Annotated in this window: 17 protein-coding genes; 9 read left to right on the forward strand and 8 right to left on the reverse strand. The window is 68.3% G+C overall.

The annotated features are described in order from the left end of the window. Positions 1–179: 179 nt before the first annotated feature. Entirely contained in the window at positions 180–1,118 is a 939-nt protein-coding gene (locus CFB43_RS07785) for a LysR family transcriptional regulator (RefSeq protein ID WP_089494664.1), read from the forward strand. Between the two features lie 33 nt (positions 1,119–1,151). Here the strand turns inward: CFB43_RS07785 and CFB43_RS07790 are convergent, their stop codons facing one another. The 3 genes from CFB43_RS07790 to CFB43_RS07800 form a co-directional block, all read right to left on the reverse strand. Next, entirely contained in the window at positions 1,152–2,642 is a 1,491-nt protein-coding gene (locus CFB43_RS07790) for an MmgE/PrpD family protein (protein WP_179254806.1), read from the reverse strand. 34 nt (positions 2,643–2,676) lie between these two features. Further along, positions 2,677–3,759: a porin gene (locus CFB43_RS07795; RefSeq protein ID WP_089494665.1), complete on the reverse strand. Its 1,083-nt coding sequence runs from the start codon at positions 3,757–3,759 to the stop codon at positions 2,677–2,679. A gap of 201 nt (positions 3,760–3,960) precedes the next feature. Further along, the gene (locus CFB43_RS07800; RefSeq protein ID WP_089494666.1) at positions 3,961–4,851 is read right to left on the reverse strand and encodes an HpcH/HpaI aldolase/citrate lyase family protein; all 891 of its coding nucleotides are present in this window, start codon (positions 4,849–4,851) and stop codon (positions 3,961–3,963) included. A 229-nt stretch (positions 4,852–5,080) separates the two neighbouring features. Here CFB43_RS07800 and CFB43_RS07805 point away from each other — a divergent pair, with 229 nt between their 5' ends. The 4 genes from CFB43_RS07805 (at position 5,081) to CFB43_RS07820 (ending at position 9,789) form a co-directional block, all read left to right on the forward strand. Continuing rightward, positions 5,081–5,845, forward strand: a complete 765-nt coding sequence (locus tag CFB43_RS07805) for an IclR family transcriptional regulator (RefSeq protein ID WP_089460937.1) — start codon at positions 5,081–5,083, stop codon at positions 5,843–5,845. A 59-nt stretch (positions 5,846–5,904) separates the two neighbouring features. After that, positions 5,905–7,185 (forward strand): CaiB/BaiF CoA transferase family protein, encoded by a 1,281-nt coding sequence (locus CFB43_RS07810; protein ID WP_089494667.1) that lies wholly within the window; start codon positions 5,905–5,907, stop codon positions 7,183–7,185. Between the two features lie 56 nt (positions 7,186–7,241). Beyond that, on the forward strand, positions 7,242–8,261 hold the full coding sequence (locus tag CFB43_RS07815; protein WP_089494668.1) for a cyclase family protein: 1,020 nt from the start codon (positions 7,242–7,244) through the stop codon (positions 8,259–8,261). Positions 8,262–8,337: 76 nt separating this feature from the next. After that, a complete protein-coding gene (locus CFB43_RS07820; RefSeq protein ID WP_089494669.1) occupies positions 8,338–9,789 on the forward strand; it encodes an MFS transporter in 1,452 nt (483 codons plus the stop codon). 29 nt (positions 9,790–9,818) lie between these two features. On the opposite strand, the gene CFB43_RS07825 is transcribed toward CFB43_RS07820, so the two are convergent. The 5 genes from CFB43_RS07825 to CFB43_RS07845 all read right to left on the reverse strand — a co-directional run bounded on the left by CFB43_RS07825 (position 9,819) and on the right by CFB43_RS07845 (position 16,137). Continuing rightward, a complete protein-coding gene (locus CFB43_RS07825; protein WP_089494670.1) occupies positions 9,819–10,313 on the reverse strand; it encodes a heme-degrading domain-containing protein in 495 nt (164 codons plus the stop codon). A gap of 82 nt (positions 10,314–10,395) precedes the next feature. Next, complete coding sequence (gene iolB / locus CFB43_RS07830; RefSeq protein WP_089494671.1) at positions 10,396–11,211, reverse strand: 5-deoxy-glucuronate isomerase; 816 nt, start codon at positions 11,209–11,211, stop codon at positions 10,396–10,398. 52 nt (positions 11,212–11,263) lie between these two features. Next, a complete protein-coding gene (iolE, locus tag CFB43_RS07835) occupies positions 11,264–12,193 on the reverse strand; it encodes a myo-inosose-2 dehydratase (RefSeq protein WP_089494672.1) in 930 nt (309 codons plus the stop codon). 61 nt (positions 12,194–12,254) lie between these two features. Beyond that, positions 12,255–14,138: a 3D-(3,5/4)-trihydroxycyclohexane-1,2-dione acylhydrolase (decyclizing) gene (gene iolD, locus CFB43_RS07840; protein WP_089494673.1), complete on the reverse strand. Its 1,884-nt coding sequence runs from the start codon at positions 14,136–14,138 to the stop codon at positions 12,255–12,257. A gap of 40 nt (positions 14,139–14,178) precedes the next feature. Beyond that, positions 14,179–16,137: a bifunctional 5-dehydro-2-deoxygluconokinase/5-dehydro-2-deoxyphosphogluconate aldolase gene (locus CFB43_RS07845; RefSeq protein WP_089494674.1), complete on the reverse strand. Its 1,959-nt coding sequence runs from the start codon at positions 16,135–16,137 to the stop codon at positions 14,179–14,181. A 317-nt stretch (positions 16,138–16,454) separates the two neighbouring features. Between CFB43_RS07845 and CFB43_RS07850 the strand changes: the two genes are divergently transcribed. From CFB43_RS07850 to CFB43_RS07865, 4 genes are all read left to right on the forward strand, one after another. After that, positions 16,455–17,381: a sugar ABC transporter substrate-binding protein gene (locus tag CFB43_RS07850; RefSeq protein ID WP_089495280.1), complete on the forward strand. Its 927-nt coding sequence runs from the start codon at positions 16,455–16,457 to the stop codon at positions 17,379–17,381. A 68-nt stretch (positions 17,382–17,449) separates the two neighbouring features. Further along, positions 17,450–19,033, forward strand: a complete 1,584-nt coding sequence (locus CFB43_RS07855; protein WP_089494675.1) for a sugar ABC transporter ATP-binding protein — start codon at positions 17,450–17,452, stop codon at positions 19,031–19,033. A 26-nt stretch (positions 19,034–19,059) separates the two neighbouring features. Beyond that, positions 19,060–20,085 (forward strand): ABC transporter permease, encoded by a 1,026-nt coding sequence (locus tag CFB43_RS07860; RefSeq protein ID WP_089425167.1) that lies wholly within the window; start codon positions 19,060–19,062, stop codon positions 20,083–20,085. A gap of 83 nt (positions 20,086–20,168) precedes the next feature. After that, positions 20,169–21,080, forward strand: a complete 912-nt coding sequence (locus CFB43_RS07865; RefSeq protein WP_089494676.1) for a sugar phosphate isomerase/epimerase family protein — start codon at positions 20,169–20,171, stop codon at positions 21,078–21,080. The last annotated feature ends 15 nt before the right edge of the window (positions 21,081–21,095 follow it).

Consider the following 21,095-nt stretch of genomic DNA (forward strand, 5'->3'; position numbering starts at 1 on the left):
TCCTGGAAAACGGGTCATTTAAATCAAAAACCGAATCAATGGCGGCAGGTATATAAAAAATATTGAAACGTCAAGATTGGACTATTCTCGTTTATTGCACTAAATATCAGGGGAATTCCCCATTGCGATAATCGTGAGCCGGGGAGGGCGATTAACCCGTTTAGTGGATGGTCACAATCATGAATCTACGTTCGATCGACCTGAACCTGCTGGTCATACTCGATGCACTGCTGACCGAGAAACAGGTGACACGGGCCGGCCTGAAGGTCGGCCTGACGCAGCCGGCCGTCAGCAATGCGCTGTCGCGCCTGCGGTATCTGTTCAACGACGAGATCCTCGCGCGCGGCGCGACAGGGCTGGAACTGACCCCGCGCGCGCAGGCGCTGATCTCGCCGGTCCGGAAAATCATGCAACAAATCGAAGAATTGTTTGAATCGGATTATCAATTCCATCCTTTTACATCGGAACGTCATTTCACGGTCCGCATGTCGGATCTGACCGAATTGCTTCTGCTGCCCGCATTGCTGCGGCGCATGCGCACGGCGGCGCCGAATATCAGCCTGGACGTCGTGCATCCGAGCGCGGCCAAGACGGCCGAAGCGCTTGAGGCAGGGCGGCTCGACATGGCGATCAGCGCGGGCCTCGAGCATTCCGGCACGCTGTCGTCGGAAACCGTGTTTCACGACCGGCTGGTCTGCATGCTGAGCCGCAACCATCCCGACGCGGACAAGCCGCTGACGCTCGAACGGTTCCTCGCGCTCGACTTCCTCAACGTATCGATCAACCCGGTCGACCACAGCCTGATCGACAACCTGCTCGCGAACATGGGCTGCAAACGCCGCATCGTGCTCAACGTGCCGCACTGGCTCGTCGTGCCGAACATGCTCGATGCGCTGCCGTACGCGGTGATCATGTCGGAGCGGCACGCGCTGAGCCTCGGCGATCCGCGCCTCGTGATCCGCGAACTGCCGCTCGCGATGGAGCCGGTCACGTGGTCGCTGTACTGGCATCACCGGTACGATGCGAGCAACGCGCACGGCTGGATGCGTCGCATGATCATCGCGGTCGCGGAGTCGCTCGAGGACGACGTCGCGGCGGACGCGTTCAGCGTCGGCTGAGCGTGAAGCCGCGTGGTGCCGACCGTGCCCGGGTCAGCCCATGACGAGCAGCGGCGGCAGCGTCGCGACGTCGGGCTGTTCGTCGAGCCGCCACAGATAATCGAGCGCGGCACGCGTCCGTGCCGCGCTCCAGTGCGGCCGGCAATTCTTCATGAACTTCGCTTCGTAGTCGTCGCGCTGCATCGGTCGCGTCGGCGACCCCGGCAGGTCGTCCACCTGCTTTGCATGAATCGCGCCGTCGTCGCACACGGCCGTCACGCGATTCGGCGCATGCGCGGGATAGCGGGCCGTCAGCGCCGGATCGGCACTGACCGTGATGGCTCCGATCAGCGCGCGCAAGGCCGGATCGCGCAGCGCGGCGCTCGCATAGCTTCGGGTCGTGATGTCGCCGTCGAGCATCGCCCGCGCGACGATGTAAGGCAGGCTGTGATCGGCGGTCTCGTGGGTCGACGGCGCCCATTTCTCCGGATCGCGGCCGGCCGTCACGTAGCCGACTTCGGTCGTGTGGATCTCGATGCGGCGGATGCGCCGCAGGTCGCCGACCTGGGCGGCGACCGCGAGCGCGGCCGGAATCGCCGTTTGCGTGAGCCCTTGCGCGGGATAGAGCTTCACGAAGCATCGGCCGATCCGGAACGTGCCGCCGCGCCCGCCGAATTCGCCCGTATCGAGCGTGAACGGCCCGGATACCCGCTCGAAGAACCCGGCCGCCCCCTCGAAGATCGGCGCGGGGCCGGTGAGACCGGCGCGGGCGAGTTCGGTCGAAAACACCGCGTTGCGCGCCGCGTCCGCGTCGGCGAGCGCCTTCCAGTTGGACAACTGCTGCACCCGTGTCTGGTTCAGCGCGAGATGGCTGTTGATCGACAGGTTGACCGCCTGCACGAGTTGCGGCGCGCTCAGGCGCATCAGTTTCCCCGTGGCGAGCGCGACGGCGGGCAGGCTGTAGCAGGTGTGGTCCCAGCCGCGCGGGCTGATGGCGGCGGCGTCCATCAGCCGGCACGCGATTTCGTACGCGATCGCGATCGACAGGATCAGGTCGCGGCCGGGGGCGTGCTGCGCTTCGGCGACCGCGAGGCACGCGGCGACGTTGTCGCTTGGATGGCCGGTCTCCTTGCCGGCATACGCATCGTTGAAATCGAAGTAGCGCAGCGCCGTGCCGGTGGCGAATGCGGCGAGATCGGGGCTCGTGCGCCGGTCCGTCCCGATCACGGTCGCGACGCCGCCGGGCGAGGCGAGCGCCGCATTGCGCGCGATGCGCACGGGCGGCTCGTCGTACGCGGCGATCGCGCAGCCGAGTGCGTCGATCAGATGCGCCTTGATCGTCTCGACGGTCGCGGCGTCGAGGTCGCGATACCGCAGCCCGGCTGCGTAGTCGGCGAGCTGCCGCGCGAGTTCGGGCTGGTCGGTGTCGCGCAGGTCGGCACGCACGGTGCCGCTGGCGGCAGGTGACGCGTCGGCGCGGGCGCGCATCACGGGCAGCGTCAACGCAGCGCCGGTCAGGGCGGAAAGGAAGTGGCGGCGGTTCATGGTTCTGGACTCCGAAAGTTGGGGGGCGGCGATGTCAGAACGCCTTGCGCAGGCCGAGCGCGACGCCCGCGCTGCCCGAGCGATCGGCGGCGAGCGAGTAGTGCAGGAAGCTGTAGTTGTCGTTGTCGAAATCGAGCGCGGCGCGATGCGCGTAGCCGCCCGCCAGGTACAGCGTCACCGTCTTCGACACGAAGTAGTTCAACTGCAACGTGACCTGTTGCGGACTGACGGGACGCGACGCCGGCGCGGGTGCATGGGCAGGATTCCGCGCACGGATGTGTTCGTAATAGACCGCGCCGATCACCTGCAGGAAATCGGTGACGGCGTAGCGGACGCCGGCCCACCAGAACGTGAAGTGCGTCACGACCGACGGCGCGGCGATGTCGCTGCGCGCGTGTTCGACACCGGCCAGCAGTTGGGCGCGGCCGAGCGGCACGAGCGCGGAAGCGGCGTAGCGGCGGAAATGCGCGAAGCCGCCGGGCTGCGGGGTGTGGACGTCGTCGAACGCCGCGGCGAACGAGAACGCGTCGCCGGCATAGTCGAAGCCCGCGCCGTACGCGGCGTTCGACTGGAACGCGCCCGCCGTGCCGCCGAGTGCGTAGTGGGTTTCGAGCGTCAGCGCGCCGAGCTTCGCCAGATATTTGACGACGTTGTTCTCGCGATAGTTGATGCCGACGATCGCGCCGTCCGGCTCGTACAGCGTCGAATAGGCGCCCGTCGGAGAATAGCGCTCCATGATGTCGAACAGCGTCGTGTACTGGCGGCCGAGCCGCAGCGCGCCCCAGCGGTCGTGCTGCAGTGCGACCCACGCGGAGCGGTCGAAGCCGCCCGAGCCGGCACCGGTGCCGTTGGTCAGGTTGATGCTGCTTTCGACGCGAAACGCCGCCTGCCAGCCGCCGCCGAGATCCTCGACGCCCTTCAGGCCCCAGCGCGAACCGCTCTTGCCGCCCGACGCCATCCGCACGAGCGATGCCGATGATTTGCCGTCCGGCGCGGCCTGCCCGGTGAGGAATTCGGTGTAGACGTCGGCGACGCCATACAGCGTGAGGCTGGTTTGCGCGCAGGCGCCGGCCGATACGAGGCCCAGTCCGCACAATGCGGACATTCGCTTGCCCATGGGGCTGTCTCCTTGTTTGGGGTTGTTGTTCTTCATGCGCCGCGCGGGTCGAGAGGCGCACCGCCGCAGCGCTATCCGGGGCGGACGGCGAACGGGGCGTGCCGCGCCGGGCCGCTCGCGCGCGCCGGGCGACGTACGCGGGCGAGGCCAGGCTGCGGGATCGCGCGGGGGGACGGGCGCATCGCAGGCTCGTCGCGCGGGTCAGCGTGCGCGCGTGCGTACGGCGGCGTCGCGCGCGAGCACGCGTGCCGCCTGGGCGACGCCGGCGGCATCGACCATCCGGCCGTCGATGCGCAATGCGCCGCGGCCGTTGGCACGCGCGTCGTCGTAGGCGGCGAGCACGGCGCGTGCGTCGCGCACCGCATCGTCGTCGGGGCGGAACGCGCGGTTCAGCGCATCGACCTGCAGCGGATGGATGCAGGTGGCGCCCGCATAGCCGAATGCCGCGGACGTGTGGGCGATGCGCTCGAACGCATCGAGATCGCGCAGTTCGTCGAGACCGTCGACCAGGCCGAGCGGCAGGATGCCGGCCGCTCGCGCGGCGATGATCAGCAACTGCTTCGGCACCCGCAGCACGTCGGCGCCGGTGCCGCTTTCGCAGTTCAGCGCGAAGTCGCCGCCGCCGAGCATCATCGCGACGACGCGCGGCGACGCGCGCGCGATTCGGTCCATCGCCTGGAACGCGCGCGGCGTTTCGATGATCGCGACGATACGCGTGCTGCCGGGCGCGGCACCGGCTTCGTCCTCGAGCGTGCCCAGCAGTTCGTCGATCGCCTCGACGTGCGAGCCGCCACGCACCTTCGGCAGCACGACGCCGTGCACGCCGGCCCGCACGGCCGCACGCAGGTCCGGCACCAGCAGGTCGAGCGGGCCGTTGGCGCGGACCAGCACGTCGCAGCCGGCGCCGCGCAGCATCGGCACGGCGTCGGCGAGGCCGGCGCGGGCGTCGGGCTTGCACGCGAACGGGACGCTGTCCTCGAGGTCGAGGATCAGCGCATCGGCTGCGCTGGTCGCGGCTTTCGCGACGAAACGGGGGACGTGGGCGGGGACGTAGAGGAGCGAGCGCCAGACCGGTTGGGAAGCAGAATTCATCGTCGTTCTCGTAAAATAAAAGTCACTTTCATTTTTGTGACTGATTGGCGCATTCGTCAAGATTATCGTTAACGCCTATAAATAACGGGAATTGAAAGAAGATGAACGATCTGTGCCATGCGAAATCATGTTGATGTCATCGGCTCCCTGCGTATAATGAAAGCGACTTTCATTTTTATGATCCTGGGCGAGGCGGGTCGCCGGTCGCCCGGCACAGCGTGAGGCGGACATGAGCAAGGTGGAGACGAACAATCCGGCGGAAGGCGGCGTGGCCGCGGTCAATCGCGCGCTGACCGCGCTTCTCGCTTTCTCCGGCGCACCCGGCGGGCTGATGCTCGCGCAGGTCAGCGACGCGACCGGGCTCAACATGAGCACGCTGCTGCGGATGTTCGAATCGCTCGAACAGTTCCGCTTCATCAAGCGTCTGCCCGACGGGCGCTACGTGCTGGGACCGGCCGTATTCCAGCTCGGCGTGATGTACCGCGAGTCGTTCCAGCTGCGCGAGCACGTGATGCCGATCCTGTCGACGCTGTCGGCGCAGACCGGCGAAACCGCCGCGTTCTACGTGCGCGAGGGCGACCAGCGCGTCTGCCTGTTCCGCATCCAGGCCCAGCGCGCGGTGCGCACGCATCTGCGCGAAGGCGACCGTTTTCCACTCGACGTCGGCGCGGCGGGGCGCGTGCTGCTCGCGTTTTCCGGCACGCGCGGCGGCGAGTACGAGAAGACGGCCGAGCAAGGCTACACGGTGTCGATTGCCGAGCGCGATCCGGAGAGCGCGGCGATCGCATGTCCGGCGTTCGGCGTCGGCCGCGTGCTGAGCGGGGCGATCTCGCTCGGCGTGCCGCGCTATCGCTTCAACAAGAAAGTGCTGGCCGATTACCTGCCGTACGTGCAGGCCGCCGCTGCCGAGCTGACGCATGCGCTCGGCGGCGACCTGCCCGCGGCGGGTGCGCCGTTCCCGGCGGCCGACCAGCTTGGCGCGCTGCTCGAATAGCGCAGGCGCGCGGCGCGCGCATCCCTGACCCACCGACAGACACCTACCAGGAGACAGTCATGTCCGTAACCGACACGCAGGCCGCCCGTGCGGCCGGCGCGCATCGTCGCGCGCCCACCGGTCCGATCCGTCAGAAATCGTTCGACGCAGGCGCGGGCGGGCCGCTGTCCGGCGTGCGCGTGGTCGACCTGTCGCGATTGATGGCCGGCAACATGCTGAGCGTGCAGCTCGCCGACTTCGGCGCGGACGTCGTGAAGGTCGAAAGCGAGCGCGGGGATACGCTGCGCGCGGTCGGCGCGGGCGGAATCAGCACGAACTGGAAGGTGTACGGACGCAACAAGCGCAGCGTGTGCGTCGATCTGCGTTCGCCGCAGGGCGTCGACATCGTGCGCCGGCTGGTGCGCGACGCGGATGTGTTCGTCGAGAGCTTCAAGCCGGGCGTCGCGGAGCGGATGGGGCTCGGGCCCGACGACCTGCTCGCGATCCGGCCGGATCTGGTGATCGCGCGGATTTCCGGCTGGGGGCAGACCGGCCCGTATCGCCACAAGCCGGGCTTCGGCACGCTCGCCGAAGGCTATGCGGGCTTCGCCGCGATCAACGGGTTCGCCGATCGCGAGCCGGTCCTTCCGCCGATGTTTCTTGCCGACATGACGGCCGGGATGTCCGGCGCGCTCGCCGTGCTGGTCGCGCTGCATGCGCGCGGGACGCAGCATGCGGCGGGGCAGGTGATCGACGTGTCGTTGTTCGAGCCGCTGCTGTCGATTCTCGGGCCGGCCGCGGCGAACTACGTGATGACCGGCGAGATCAAGCCGCGCACCGGCAGCCGCTCGACGAACACCGCGCCGCGCAATGCGTATCGCACCCGCGACGGCAAATGGCTGTGCCTGTCGAGTTCGACGCAGGCGATGGCCGAACGGTTGTTCCGCGCGATCGGCCGCGCGGACCTGGTCGACGATCCGCGCTATGCCACCAACGTGCTGCGCGTGCGGCATGCGGAGGCGCTCGACGCGATCGTCGGCGAATTCATTGCCGCACGCGATCTCGATGCCAATCTGGCCTTCTTCGAGGAAGCGGGCGTGACGGTCGGGCCGATCCAGGACATCGCGCAGATCGTCGCGGATCGCTACGTGATCGAGCGGGAGGCGCTGGTCGAGCTGCCCGACGACGACGTCGGCAGCCTGCCGATGCACAACGTCACGCCGCGCCTGTCGGGCACGCCCGGCGCGTTCCGCCGGCCCGCGCCCGCGCTCGGCGAACACAACCGCGAGATCCTCGAGCCGCTGCTCGGCGAGCTCGAGTACGCGCGGCTCGCTGCGCTGGGCGTGATCCGTTCGCGGTAAGCGGAGCGCGCAACGACGGAAACCGGATGCACCGGACATTGCATGGAGGAGACACCATGAATCCGCGTTGGACCCATCGGCCGCCCGGCTCGAACTGGGGCGATTTCGGCCCGGACGACCAGAAAGGGCGCCTGAACTGGCTGACGCCCGACGCCGTGCTGCGCGGCGTCGCGGAAGTGCGCGAAGGCCGCGTTTTTTCGCTGAGCCTGCCGCTCGACGTGCCGCGCGGCGGCGGACTGAACGCACGGCGGCGTCCGCCGGCGATCATGCCGGCGCTGGCGGGCGACAAGCCTTACTTCGGCTATCGCGCGGACGAACAGGTTGCGAACGCAACCGATGTCGTGTGCGACGACGCGTTCTGCATGCATTCGCAGTTCTCGACGCAATGGGACGCGCTGTCGCACGTCGGCTCGCTGTTCGATCCGGCGGGCGACGGTGAAAAGACCCGGGTGTTCTACAACGGCTACCGGATGGGCGAGCATATCCGCGTGCCGGAGGCCGGTGCGCCGGAAGGCGGCGCACGGGCGCTCGGCATCGAGGTGATGGCGCGGACGGGCGTGCAGGGGCGCGGCGTGATGGTCGACCTGCGCCGTCACTTCGGCGACGCGCGGCGCAAGGTCGGCTTCGACGACTGGATGGCGGTGCTGCGCGCGGATGACGTGAGCGTCGAGCGCGGCGATATCGTATGCGTGCATACGGGCTTCGCCGACCGTCTGCTGGAAGCGGCCGCGCGCGGCGAGACCGGTGCGCCGCACGCCTGCTGCGTGCTGGATGGTGCCGACGCGCGCCTGCTGAACTGGATCGACGCGTCGGGGCTCGCGGCGCTCGCGGCCGACAACCACGCGGTCGAGGAGCGCCCGCGCGACGCGCAGCCGTTCGCTCAACCAGGTGCGCTGATGCCGCTGCACGAGCTGTGCCTGTTCAAGCTCGGCATCCATCTCGGCGAACTGTGGCACCTGACGCCGCTCGCGGACTGGCTGCACGCACATCACCGCAGCCGCTTCCTGCTGACCGCGCCGCCGCTGCATCTGCGCGGGCTCGTCGGCTCGCCGGTCAATCCGGTTGCCACCGTGTGATTGCCACGCCGCGCGGCCGGCGCCGCGCCATCACCGCCGTCCCGCGCGCCGCGCGGGCGACCACCGAGGACACGCCATGTCTGACACCCTTGCGGCATCGCTCGCCGCGCGCATCGATCGCCTGCCCGCGACAGCCGGTATCTGGAAGCTCGTGCTGTGCCTGAGCGTCGGCGGCTTTTTCGAGGTCTACGACCTGTTCCAGATGACCTATCTGCCGCCCGGGCTGATTCGCGACGGCATCTTTCACACCGGCGCGCGCGGCGTGCTCGGCATGTCGGACCAGGGCGCGCTCGGCGCGGCGACGTTCATCGGGCTGTTCATCGGCGAAATGTTCGTGTCGCGCCTGGCGGACCGCTACGGGCGCCGCGCGCTGTTCACCGGTGCGCTGCTGCTCTATACCGCGGCGAGCCTGATGATGTGCGTGCAGTCGGGCGCGCTCGGCGTGCTCGTGTGCCGCTTCGTCGCAGGCTGCGGCGTCGGCGCGGAGCTGATCACGATCGGCGCGTTCCTGACCGAGCTGGTGCCGAAGGCGGTACGGGGCCGGGCGTTCGCCGTCTGCTTCGCCGTCGGCTACGTGGCGATGCCGGTGCTGGCGCTCGTGTCGTGGCTCTGGGTGCCGCACGATCCGCTCGGCTGGTCCGGATGGCGCTGGGTCGTGCTGCTCGGCGGAAGCGGGGCGGTGGTCGTCTGGTGGCTGCAGTCGCGCTTGCCGGAGTCGCCGCGCTGGCTCGTCGGCGTGGGCCGGCAAGCCGAGGCCGAACGCATCGTGCGGCAACTCGAGCAGGTGGTGGAGCGCGAATCCGGCCGGCCGCTGCCCGCGGTCCGGCTACCGGCTGCCGCCACGCCACTTGCGCCGGGTGCGCCGTCGATGTGGGGGGCGCGATACCGCGGCCGCACCGCGATGCTGATTGCATTCAACGGATTCCTGAGCATCGGCTTTTTCGGCTTCAGCCAATGGCTGCCGACGCTGCTCGCCGCCCAGGGCGCAACCGTCGCGAAGAGTCTCGGCTATGCGTTCGTGATCGCGTTCGCCTATCCGGTGTCGCCGCTCGTCGCCGGCCTGATCGCGGACCGGATCGAGCGGAAGTGGCTGATCGTCGCGTCGGCGTTCGGCGTCGCGCTGTTCGGCAGTGCGTTCGCGATGTCGGCGCAAGCGCCGTTCGTGATTGCATTCGGCCTGCTCGTCACGCTGTCGAGCACGGTGCTCGCGAGCAACGGCACCGCGTACCAGTCGGAACTGTTTCCGACCGCGATCCGCGGGCGCGCGCTCGGCTTCGTGCATTCGATCGGCCGACTGACCGGGGCCGTCAGCAGTTTCATCGTCGCGCTGCTGCTTGAGCGCGCGGGCGTGTCGGCGGTGTTCGCGCTGATCGGCGGCAGCATGCTGATCGTGATGCTGTCGATCGGCGCGTTCGGGCCGCGCACCAACAACCGGTCGCTCGACGATATCCCGGACGAGGCGGCCGACGCCGCCGTCGCGCAACGGCCGGGGCGCTCGCTCGACGTGTTGCCGCCGCGCCGTTCGTGACGGCTGGCGGCGTGATGGCGCAACGGCGGCTACGTGCTCATCGCAAGCGCGTTCGCGCCGACGTGCCACTGCAGGCTCTCGACGACGAGCGCGTGATTGTGCTCGGAGTCGAGCCCCGCGATCGTCATCGCGCCGACGATGCCGGCTCCGGCGATCCGCAGCGGCACGCCGCCGCCGTCGAGCGCATAGTCGTGATCCGACAGCCCCTGCGACTGCAGCGACCAGCCGGCGCGGCGAAACCGCTCGCCGACCGCGAGCGAACTGAGGCCGAAGCGCAACACCGTGTTCTGTCGCCGGCGGATCGCGTCGCTGTCGCCGGCGTCGCTGCCGTCGAGCGCGCAGTAGAACAGCGGCGCCTGCTCGCCGACGATGCTCACCGCGATCGGCAGCCCGCGGCGCGACGCAAGGTTGACAGCGATTTCACCCATCCGGCGGGCGACGGCCGCATCGAAGCGCGGCAGCGCCGGGTTCGACGCGTCGTCGTCGAAGGGATGGGGTTCGAGGCGAAAGAGGGTCGTCACCATGGCGGCTCCGTGGCGTCGCCGGCGCTGGGTGCGCGTGCCGGGCGTCGCATCGTCGCGGGCCGCGCGCGGGCCCGTCTTTCCATCAGCGCTTCGGGGCGTCGAGCATCCACTCGTGCGCGGGATCGTTCTTGAACGCCCACGCGCGGCTCGGCCCGGCCATCACGTTCAGGTAGTACAGGTTGTAGCCGTGCGGCGCGACTACCGGGTGGTAGCCGCGCGGCACCATCACGACGTCGTGGTCCTCGACCGCGCACGCTTCGTCGAGGCTGCGGTCGTCCGTGTACACGCGCTGGAACGCGAAGCCTTGCGGCGGATCGATCCGGTGGTAGTAGGTTTCCTCGAGCGACGTTTCTTCCGGTGCCGCGTCGCGGTCGTGCTTGTGCGGCGGATAGCTGCTCGAATGGCTGGCCGGCGTGACGACCTCGACCACGAGCAGCCGGTCGGCCGCCGGGTTGTCACCCATCAGGATGTCGCACACGTAGCGCGTGTTGGTGCCTTGCCCGCGTACCGAGCGGCGCATCCGCTCGCCGTCGAGGCGTTGCACGGGCTTGTCGCCGCTCGCGTACGGCGCGCTGCACAGCGCGACTTCCGCATCGCGCGTCGCGACCAGCTTGACCGTCTTGCCGCCCGGCACGTACAGCGCGTCCGGCGACATGTCCTCGAACACGCTGTCGCGCTTGCCGAGCGCGTCGTAGGTGGCACCGTCGACCTCCGCACGCACCGTGCCGGTGAGCACGACGACGCACAGCTCGCGCGCGCCTGTGTCGAGCGTTTCGGTGTCGCCGGCCTTCAGGCGCAGCGCACGGAAGCCGACGTGCTTCCAGCCGGCCGATTCGGGCGTGACGTTGCAGATCTCGCGGTCGGCCGCGGCCTTGATCAGCAGGGGAGAAATCGTCATGGGGTGGGGCTCCGCAACAGGGTAGGGCTCATGCGTTCACGCGTTCATACGTTCACGCGCTCAACCGGTCGACGATCGCGCGCAGCGATTCGTATCCCTTCTTCGCATACGCATAGCTCGGCGCGACAGCCGGATCCTGCTCGGCCTCGACGACGAGCCAGCCTTCGTAGCCGGCGTCCTTCAGCGTACGGAGCGTCGCCTCGTAGTCGAGCGCGCCGTCGCCCGGCACGGTGAAGGTGCCGTTGATCACGCCGTTCAGGAAGCTCCAGCCGTCGTTGCGCGCCTGCGTGACGACCTGCGGCCGCACGTCCTTGCAATGGACGTGAACCACGCGCGACACATGCTTCTTCAGCAGCGTGACCGGGTCGGCCGCGCCGCCGAAATACGCGTGGCCGGTGTCGAACAGCAGGAACACTTTCGACGGGTCGGTGAGCGCCATCAGCCGGTCGACGTCGTCGGGCGACTCGACGTACGCGCCCATGTGATGATGGTACGCAAGCTTGATGCCGTACGTGTCGAGCAGGTGCGCGCCGAACGCGTCGAGGCGCGCCGCGTAGCGTCGCCAGGCTGCGTCGTCGACGAAGCGCGGGCGCTTCGCGACCGGCGTGTCGATGTTGCCCTGGATTGTGCCCGCGCATTCGCCGTAGACCACCACTTTCACGTCGTTGACCTGCAGCTTCGTCAGGTGCGCGCGGCAGCGCTCGATCTCGGCGGCGACCGCGTCGGCGTCGCTCATGCCCGGCTCGACCTCGGCGAGGAAGCCCGAATACCAGCCCGACACGCACACGAGCCCGAACTCGGCGAGCTTCGCCTTCAGCTCGGGGCCGGTCTTCGGAAACTTGTTGCCGAGCTCGAAGCCCGCATAGCCGATTTCGGCGCCTTCCTTCAGTGCCGTTTCGAGCGGCGTCTCGCCGCCGAGCGACGGCAGGTCGTCGTTCATCCACGACAGGGGATTGATACCGATGCGGACGTTCCAGCTCATGACGTGCTTCCTTGGTTCGAATGTGTTTTTCGCGGGGAGGGATCGTGGGTCGTGCGTGCCATCAGCGCCGCTGCCGGGTCTTCGCATCGAGATACGCGCGGTGCGCTGCATCGACGCCGGCGCGTTCGGATACTTGCGGCACCGCGACTTCCCACCATGCGCCGCCGTCGTCGGTCGTGCGGCGGTGCGTGGTGTCGATCACGAGCACCTGGCTCTTCGTCGCCGCGCGGGCGCGTTTCATCTCGCTGCGCAGCTCGCCGATGTCGCGCACGTGCACGGCTTCGGCGCCCATCGCGCGCGCATGCATCGCGAAGTCGATCGTCGAGCGCTCGCCGCCTTCCGGCACGCAGTCGTCGAGCATGTTGTTGAAGCTCGCGCCGCCGCAATTCAGTTGCAGCCGCTCGATGCAGCCGTAGCCGCGGTTGTCGAGGATCACGACGATGAGCTTGCGGCCGAGCATCACCGACGTCGCGAGTTCCGCGTTGAGCATCATGTACGAGCCGTCGCCGACGATCACGATCACTTCGCGTTCGGGCCGCGCGAGCTTCGCGCCGAGGCCGCCCGCGACCTCGTAGCCCATGCACGAGTACGCGTAGTCCATGTGGTAGTTGCCCGGCACGCCGCTGCGCCACAGCTTGTGCAGCTCGGCCGGCAGCGTGCCGGCCGCGCACACGACGAGGTCGTCGCGCGCGCTGTCGCGGCCCGCGTCCGCTGCGGAGTCGCGCACCGCGCCGATCACTTCCGCGTCGTACGGCAGCGCGTCCTTCGGAATGCGGGTCGTGAGCTCGGTCACGCGCGCGTTCCACGCGGCGGCCTGGTCGCGGTTGCTGGCGGTCCACGCCGGATCGGCTTGCCAGCCGGCCAGCGCGGCCGACAGCTGGCCGAGGCCCGTGCGCGCATCGGCCACCAGTTGACGGCCGCGTTTCTTGCCTGCGTCGAACGGCTGCACGTTCAGGCTCAAGAGCGTCGCATGGCCGTAGAGCGCATGCGAGCCGGTCGTGAAGTCCTGCAGCCGCGTGCCGACCGCGAACACCACGTCGGCCTGCGCGGCCGCGCGATTCGCGGCTGGCGAGCCCGTCACGCCGATCGACCCGAGATTCAGCGGATGGTCCCACGCGAGGCTGCCCTTGCCGGCCTGCGATTCGGCGACCGGCACGCCATGCGTATCGGCGAACGCGCGCAGCGCATCCCACGCCTGGCTGTACAGCACGCCGCCGCCCGCGACGATCAGCGGCTTCTTCGCGGCCTTCAGCACGTCGAGCGCATCGGCGAGTTCGAGCGCGTCGGCCGGCGGCCGGCGCATCCGGATCACCGGCGGCGCGAAGAAATCCTCGGGCCAGTCGTATGCGAAGGTCTGCACGTCCTGCGGCAACGCGAGGCACACGGGGCCGCACTGCGCGGGGTCGGTCATCACCTGGATCGCGCGCGGCAGCGCGACGAGCAGTTGCTCGGGCGACGTGATCCGGTCGAAGTAGCGCGTCACTGGCCGGAAGCAGTCGTTCGCGCTGACGTCGCCCTGTTCGAAATCCTCGACCTGCTGCAGCACGGGGTCGGGCAGCCGCGACACGAACACGTCGCCGGGCAGCAGCAACAGCGGCAGCCGGCCGACGTGCGCGAGCGCGGCCGACGTCAGCATGTTGGTCGCGCCGGGGCCGATGCTCGACGTCGCGGCCATCATCCGCTGGCGGAAGTTCGCCTTCGCGAATGCGATGGCCGCATTGGCCATCCCTTGCTCGTTGTGCGCGCGGAAGGTCGGCAGGCGGTCCTTTTCCGCGTGTAGCGCCTCGCCGAGCCCGGCCACGTTGCCGTGGCCGAAGATCGCGAACACGCCGCCGCAGTACGGCAGGATCTCGGTGCGGCCGTCGGGCTGGACGACTTCGGCGCGCAGGGCGGCCAGGTAGCGCACGAGCGCCTGGCTGACGGTCAGTCTCACGGTAGAGGTCATGTCGGTCGGTGAAGAGGAAAGGGTCATCGCAGGCGTCGCGTCAGGCCGCGGCGGCGCGGGCGGCCGCGGCACGGCGGCCGAGCCACGCGTCGACCAGTTGCGCGAAGTTGCCGGCGACTTCGTCGATCAGCGCCTGGTCGTCGATCCGGCCGGCGAACCAGTTCAGCGACGCATCCGCCCACAGCGTGCGCCCGACCATGAAGCCCTTGACGACCGGGTTGGTCGCCGAGCGGAAGCTGTCGACCAAGTATTGCAGCGGCTGGTTCAGCCCGAGGATCACCGCGCCCCGGCAGTGCGGGTCGCGCTCGGCGATCAGTGCGGCGAGCCGCGTCCAGCCGTCGGCGGTGAGCGGCGTGAGCTTCCACCATTCGGGCTTCACGCCGAGGTTGTAGAAGCGCGCGATCGTGCGCAGCACCGCGTCGTCCTCGGTGCCGGCCGGCGTGACCGCGCGCGGCGGAATCATTTCCAGCAGCAGTTCGTTGCCGCTGGCGCGCGTGGCTTCCCAGAGTTCCAGCACGCGCTGCTCCTGTTCGACGCGCAGGTCGACCGAATCGTCCGGGTGATAGTGCACGAGGCATTTCACGACCTGTTCGGTCGGCCAGTGCGTGAGCGACGAGCCGACCGAGCGCGTTTCGTCGAAACGCAGCGGCCGCGAGCCCGGCAGCTCGACCGGGCGGCCGACCCACCAGCCGCGTCCGGTCGCCGACGCCAGCGCGTCGCTGCCGTAGCCGCCGCCGTCGATCAGCACGCCCACATGGCCTTCGATCTGGCGATCGCGCTCGACCTGTTCGACCGCGCGCACGAGCAGGCGCTTCAAGGTCTTGATCCGGGATTCGTCCGCGCCGGCCTGCACCGCGAGTTCATAGAACTGGCTGCGATGGTCGAACGCCATCACGCACAGGTCGTCCCATTCGCGGCGCGGCACCGTCACGCGATGCAGATGCGCGAGCGTGTGGTCGGCGTCGACCACCGGATTGCGGCTGCCGTCGAACCAGTGTGCCAGCTCGGCCGGCGTCGGCATCGCGGCGGAGCATGCATGGCGCGACACGACGATCGCGCCGCACGCGTTCGCGATGCGCGTCGACTCGGCCCAGTCGCGCCCGCGCAGCAGCCCCGACAGCAGGCCCGACAGGAACGCGTCGCCCGCGCCGAGTACGTTGAGCACCTCGACGCGCTCACCGAGATAGGTCGGCGCATCGTCGATGCGCTCGGGAATGTCGCCCTCGATCACGCAGCAGCCGAGCGCGCCGCGCTTGACGACCAGCGTCGCGTTCGTGATCTTGCGCACCGCCTGCAACGAGCCGATCACGTCGTGCGGCACGCCGCCGGCGATCAGGAATTCCTCTTCGGTGCCGACCAGCAGGTCGAATTCGCCGAGCACCTGCTGCAACTGCCGCGTCACCTGCGCGTCCGGCACGTAGCGGTTTTCGCCCGCGCCGCGTGAAGTTAGCCCCCACAGCACCGGCCGGTAGTCGATGTCGAGAATCCGCACGACGCCATGGCGGCGCGCATAGCCGAGCGCGGTCAGCGACGCCTCGCGCGTGCCCGGCGTCGACAGGTGCGTGCCGGTGATCGCGAGCGCGCGGCAGCCGGCGATGAAGTCCTCGCTGATCTCGTCGGCGCGCACGGCCATGTCCGCGCAGTTCTCGCGCACGAACAGCAGCGGGAACGTGTCGCGGTCCTTCAGCCCGAGCAGCACCAGCGCGGTGAGGCGCTCGCGGTCGGTCTGCAGCTGGCTCGTGTCGCAGCCTTCGCGCTCGAGCGTCTCGCGCAGGAAGCGGCCCATCTGCTCGTCGCCGACGCGCGAGATCATCGCGGTCTTCAGCCCGAGCCGGGCCACGCCGAACGCGACGTTGCCGGACGAGCCGCCGAGATACATCTGGAAACTGCGCGCATCTTCCAGGCGGCTGCCGTACTGCTGCGCATAGAGATCCACGGCCACGCGGCCGAGGCAGGCGAGATCGATGGGGCGGTCACTCGGAAAGGTCAGCAGGCTCATATCACGTGTCACGCTCGCGGCCGGCGGTCGGCGATGCCGGCGGATTAGGGGACCGAACCTCGGGCGACGATTCGCACCGTGTGGGGCACGACGCGGGACTGCCTGCCGCAAGGAATCGGGCTACGGAACGGAGTCTAGACTTTTTGGAAATCCAGTTCCCTAGGTGAAATCACGTAGAAATAAATTTCCAAATTTTCGAGGAAGTGATCTACAGTTTCATCCGGATGCTTCAGTCCGTATCGGATTCGATCGGACTCGGCCCGGCGGCGCGCAACGCGCCGTCTTCCGCCCCCCGGAGATGAGGAGACAGATTGATCATGAAGACCAAGCTGATGGCCGTCGCGGCCGCCGCGATCCTGGCTGCGCCGCTCGCGCATGCCGAGAAGATCGGCGTGACGATGGCGTCGTTCGACGACACGTTCCTGACCATCCTGCGCAACAGCATCGCCGATTCGGCGAAGAAGGACGGCGCGACGGTGCAGATCGAGGACGGCGGCAACGACGTCGGCAAGCAGTTGAGCCAGGTCCAGAACATGATCGCGCAGAAGGTCGACGCGATCATCGTGAACGCGGTCGATACCGACGCGACGCCGAAGATCACCAAGATGGTGACGGCCGCGAAGATCCCGCTCGTGTACGTGAACCGCAAGCCGGTCGATTTCGACAAGCTGCCGGCGGGCGTCGCGGTGGTCGCGTCCGACGAGAAGCAGTCGGGCACGCTGCAGGCGCGCCAGGTGTGCAAGCTGCTCGGCGGCAAGGGCGACCTTCTCGTGCTGATGGGCGAGCTGTCCAACGAGTCGGCGCGTGCCCGCACCAAGGACATCGAGGACGTGATCGCGACGAAGGATTGCGCGGGCATGAAGATCGTCGACAAGCGCGAAGGCAAGTGGAGCCGTACGCAGGGCCAGGACATCACGATGAACTGGCTCAGCTCCGGCACGAAGTTCGACGCGATCATCTCCAACAACGACGAGATGGCGATCGGCGCGATCAACGCGCTGAAGGCCGCGCGCAAGCTGACGCCGAAGACGATCGTCGCCGGCATCGACGCGACGCCGGACGGCCTCGCGTCGATGAAGAGCGGCGAGCTGAAGGTGTCGGTGTACCAGAATGCATCCGGGCAGGGGCAGCAGGCCGTCGCGGCCGCGCTCAAGCTCGCGAAGAAACAGCCCGTCGACCGCTACGTGAACGTGCCGTTCGAGCTCGTGACGCCCGAGAACATGAACCAGTACGCGAAGCACTGACCGGTGATCCGTTGAATGGCGCGGGCCCGGCACGACCGGGTTCGCGCACGACTTGTCGAGGAACGTCCATGTTTACAGCCAGAGTCGCACGCCCAATGGCCGGCGACGATGCGCGGGCCGCTTCGGCCGGCTCGACCGGCGCGTCGGCCCCGCCGGCTTCTTCCGCGGCCGACTGCGTGCTCGAGGTGCGCGGTGTCGGCAAGTCCTTTCCGGGCGTCGTCGCGCTCGACGGCGTGCAGTTCCGCGTGCGGCGCGGCACCGTCCACGCACTGATGGGCGAGAACGGCGCGGGCAAGTCGACGCTGATGAAGATCATTGCCGGCGTCTACACGCCCGACCAGGGCGAGATCCTGATCAACGGCGAGCCGGTCGTGCTGAACGGCCCGCTCGATGCGCTCGACCGCGGCATCGCGATGATTCACCAGGAACTCAACCTGATGCCGTACATGACGGTCGCGGAGAACATCTGGATCCGCCGCGAACCGAAGAACCGCTTCGGCCTGATCGATCACGCGGCGTTGCGCCGCCAGACGGCCGAGCTGTTCGAGCGGCTGTCGATCGACATCGACCCGGAAACCGACGTGCGCACGCTGACGGTCGCGAGCCGCCAGATGGTCGAGATCGCGAAGGCCGTGTCGTTCGACTCCGACGTGCTGATCATGGACGAGCCGACTTCCGCGCTGACCGACAAGGAAGTCACGCACCTGTTCCGGATCATTCGCCAGCTGCGCGAGCAGGGCAAGGGCATCGTCTACATCACGCACAAGATGAACGAGCTGTTCGAGATCGCCGACGAGTTCTCGGTGTTCCGCGACGGCAAGTACATCGGCACGCATGCATCGAGCGACGTCACGCGCGACGACATCATCCGCATGATGGTTGGGCGAGAGATCACGCAGATGTTCCCGAAGGAAGAGGTGCCGATCGGCGACGTCGTGCTGTCGGTGCGGAACCTCGGCGTCGACGGCGTGTTCCGCGACGTGAGCTTCGAGCTGCGCGCGGGCGAGATCCTCGGCGTGGCCGGCCTCGTCGGCTCGGGGCGCTCGAACGTCGCGGAGGCGCTGTTCGGCGTCGTGCCGGCCACGGCGGGCGAGATCCGCATCGACGGCAAGCCGGTGCGCATCACGACGCCCGCGCAGGCGATGAAGCACGGGATGGCCTTCCTCACCGAAGACCGCAAGGACACCGGCTGCTTCCTGAATCTCGACCTGCTCGCGAACATGGAAGCGGCGGTGCTCAGCCACCGCTACGTGAAGTTCAATTTCGTGCGGCAGGCGCAGCTGAAGCGCGACTGCGAGGCAATGAGCCGGATGCTGCGCGTGAAGTCGCCCGGGTTGCACGAGGAGATCCAGAACCTGTCGGGCGGCAACCAGCAGAAGGTGCTGATCGGCCGGTGGCTGCTCACGCAGCCGCGCATCCTGATCCTCGACGAACCGACGCGCGGCATCGACGTCGGCGCGAAGGCCGAGATCCACCGGCTCGTCAGCGCGCTCGCCGGCAAGGGCGTCGCGGTGCTGATGATCTCGTCGGAGATGCCGGAAGTGCTGGGAATGAGCGATCGCGTGATGGTGATGCACGAAGGGCGCATGACCGGCATCGTCGATCGCAAGGACGCCGACCAGGTCCGCATCATGGATCTCGCGTCGCGCTGAGCCGAACCAAGATTGGAGACAAAGCAATGGGCAACCTGAACCCGGTCGCGGATGCGCAGACCATGACCCTCAAGACGCGGCACACGAAGTGGCCGCCCGAGCTGAGCATCTTCCTCGTGCTCGTCGGCATCAGCCTGTTCTTCGAGATCGTCGGCTGGATCGTCGTCGGCCAGAGCTTCCTGTTCAACACCGAGCGGCTCGAGATCATCGTGCTGCAGATGGCCGTGATCGGCATCATCGCGGTCGGCGTGAACCTCGTGATCATCACCAGCGGGATCGACCTCTCCTCGGGCTCGGTCGTGGCCGCCGCGGCGGTCGTGTCGGCCAGTCTCGCGCAGGTGTCCGACTTCCCGCGCGCGGTGTTTCCGCACCTGACCGACCTGCCGATCATCTGGCCCGTGCTCGCCGGCGTGTGCGTCGGGCTGCTGGTCGGCCTGCTGAACGGCTCGCTGATCGCGATGACGGGCATCCCGCCGTTCATCGCGACGCTCGGCACGATGGTCGCCGCGCGCGGCTTCGCGAAGTGGTTCACCAACGGGATGCCGGTGTCGATGCTGACCGATCAGTTCGCCGCCATCGGCGCCGGTGCCAACCCGGTGATCATCTTTCTCGTGATCGCCGCGATCTTCCACGTCGTGCTGCGCTATACGCGCTTCGGCAAGTACACGTATGCGATCGGCGCGAACCGTCATGCGGCGGTCGTATCGGGCATCAACGTCACGCGCCACCTGATCTTCGTCTACGCGATCGCGGGTCTGCTGAGCGGGATCGCCGGCACCGTGACGGCCGCGCGCGCGATCTCCGGCCAGTCGGGCATGGGCGTGATGTACGAGCTCGATGCGATCGCGGCGGTCGTGATCGGCGGCACGTCGCTGTCGGGCGGCCTCGGCCGCGTGACGGGCACCGTGATCGGCGTGCTGATCCTCGGCGTGATGACGTCGGGCTTCACGTTCATCCGCATCGACGCGTATTACCAGGAGATGGTCAAGGGCGCGATCATCGTCGCGGCCGTGATCGCCGACCAGTACCGCAACAAGAAGAAGCGCCGCTGACCCTTCGTGCATCGCCGGGCGGGGGCGGCACGTGCCGTCGCCTGCGTCCGGCACCCGCTACCTGCCATCGTCGAGGATATTCGATGAAGATCGCGCTGGACCCCTACATGATTCGCCACCTGCCGCTCGACCGCCTGCCGCACGCGGTGGCCGAGCTCGGCTACGACCAGATCGAGCTGTCGCCGCGCAGCGACTTTCTCGACTGGTGGGTGATGCCGCGCGCGACGCGCGAGCGGATGGCCGCGTTCCGGCAGGCGATGCGCGCGAGCGGCGTCGGCCTTGCGTCGCTGCAGCCGATGTATCGCTGGGCGAGCCCGTTCGAGGACGAGCGGCAATGGGCGGTGCGCTGCTGGAAGCAGGCGATCGAGGTGGCGGTCGAGATGGAGTGCGCGCTGATGGTGTCGGAGTTCGGACGCGGCGCATCGCCTGAGCGCTCGGTCGGCGAACGGCCGGGGGCGAACCCGAAGGAGCTGTGCGAAGCCGCGTGGTTCCGGTCGATGGACGAGCTGCTGCCGATCCTCGAGCGCGAACGCATCGTGCTGTCGGTCGAGCCGCATCCGGAGGACTGGATCGAGCAGCTGCAGCCGGCGATCGACATCGTCACGAACCTCGGCTCGCCGTCGCTGAAGCTGTCGTACATCGCGCCGCACACGTTCTACTACGGCGACGACATGGCCGCGATGATCGCGCAGGCCGCGCCGATCCTCGCGCACGTGCGCGTGGCCGACACCTTCGACCATCGCAAGAGCAGCCAGCTGCGCTACATCGTGAACCCGCCGGGCTCGAACCAGATCCGCGTGCACCAGCATCTCGACATCGGGCAGGGCGAGATCGACTGGGACGTGTTCTTTCGCGCGCTCGGCGCGGCAGGCTTCGACGGCGTGATGTCGTCGTGCGTGTTCGCGTGGGAGGACCGCGCGGAAGCATCGTCGCGCTACATGCGCGACACGATCCAGCGCTACGTCGATCGTCATTTCGATCGTACCGCGCGCTGACGGATGACTGACCGG

The organism is Burkholderia sp. AU15512 (genome assembly GCF_002223325.1).
In the GTDB taxonomy this organism is placed as follows: Bacteria; Pseudomonadota; Gammaproteobacteria; order Burkholderiales; family Burkholderiaceae; genus Burkholderia.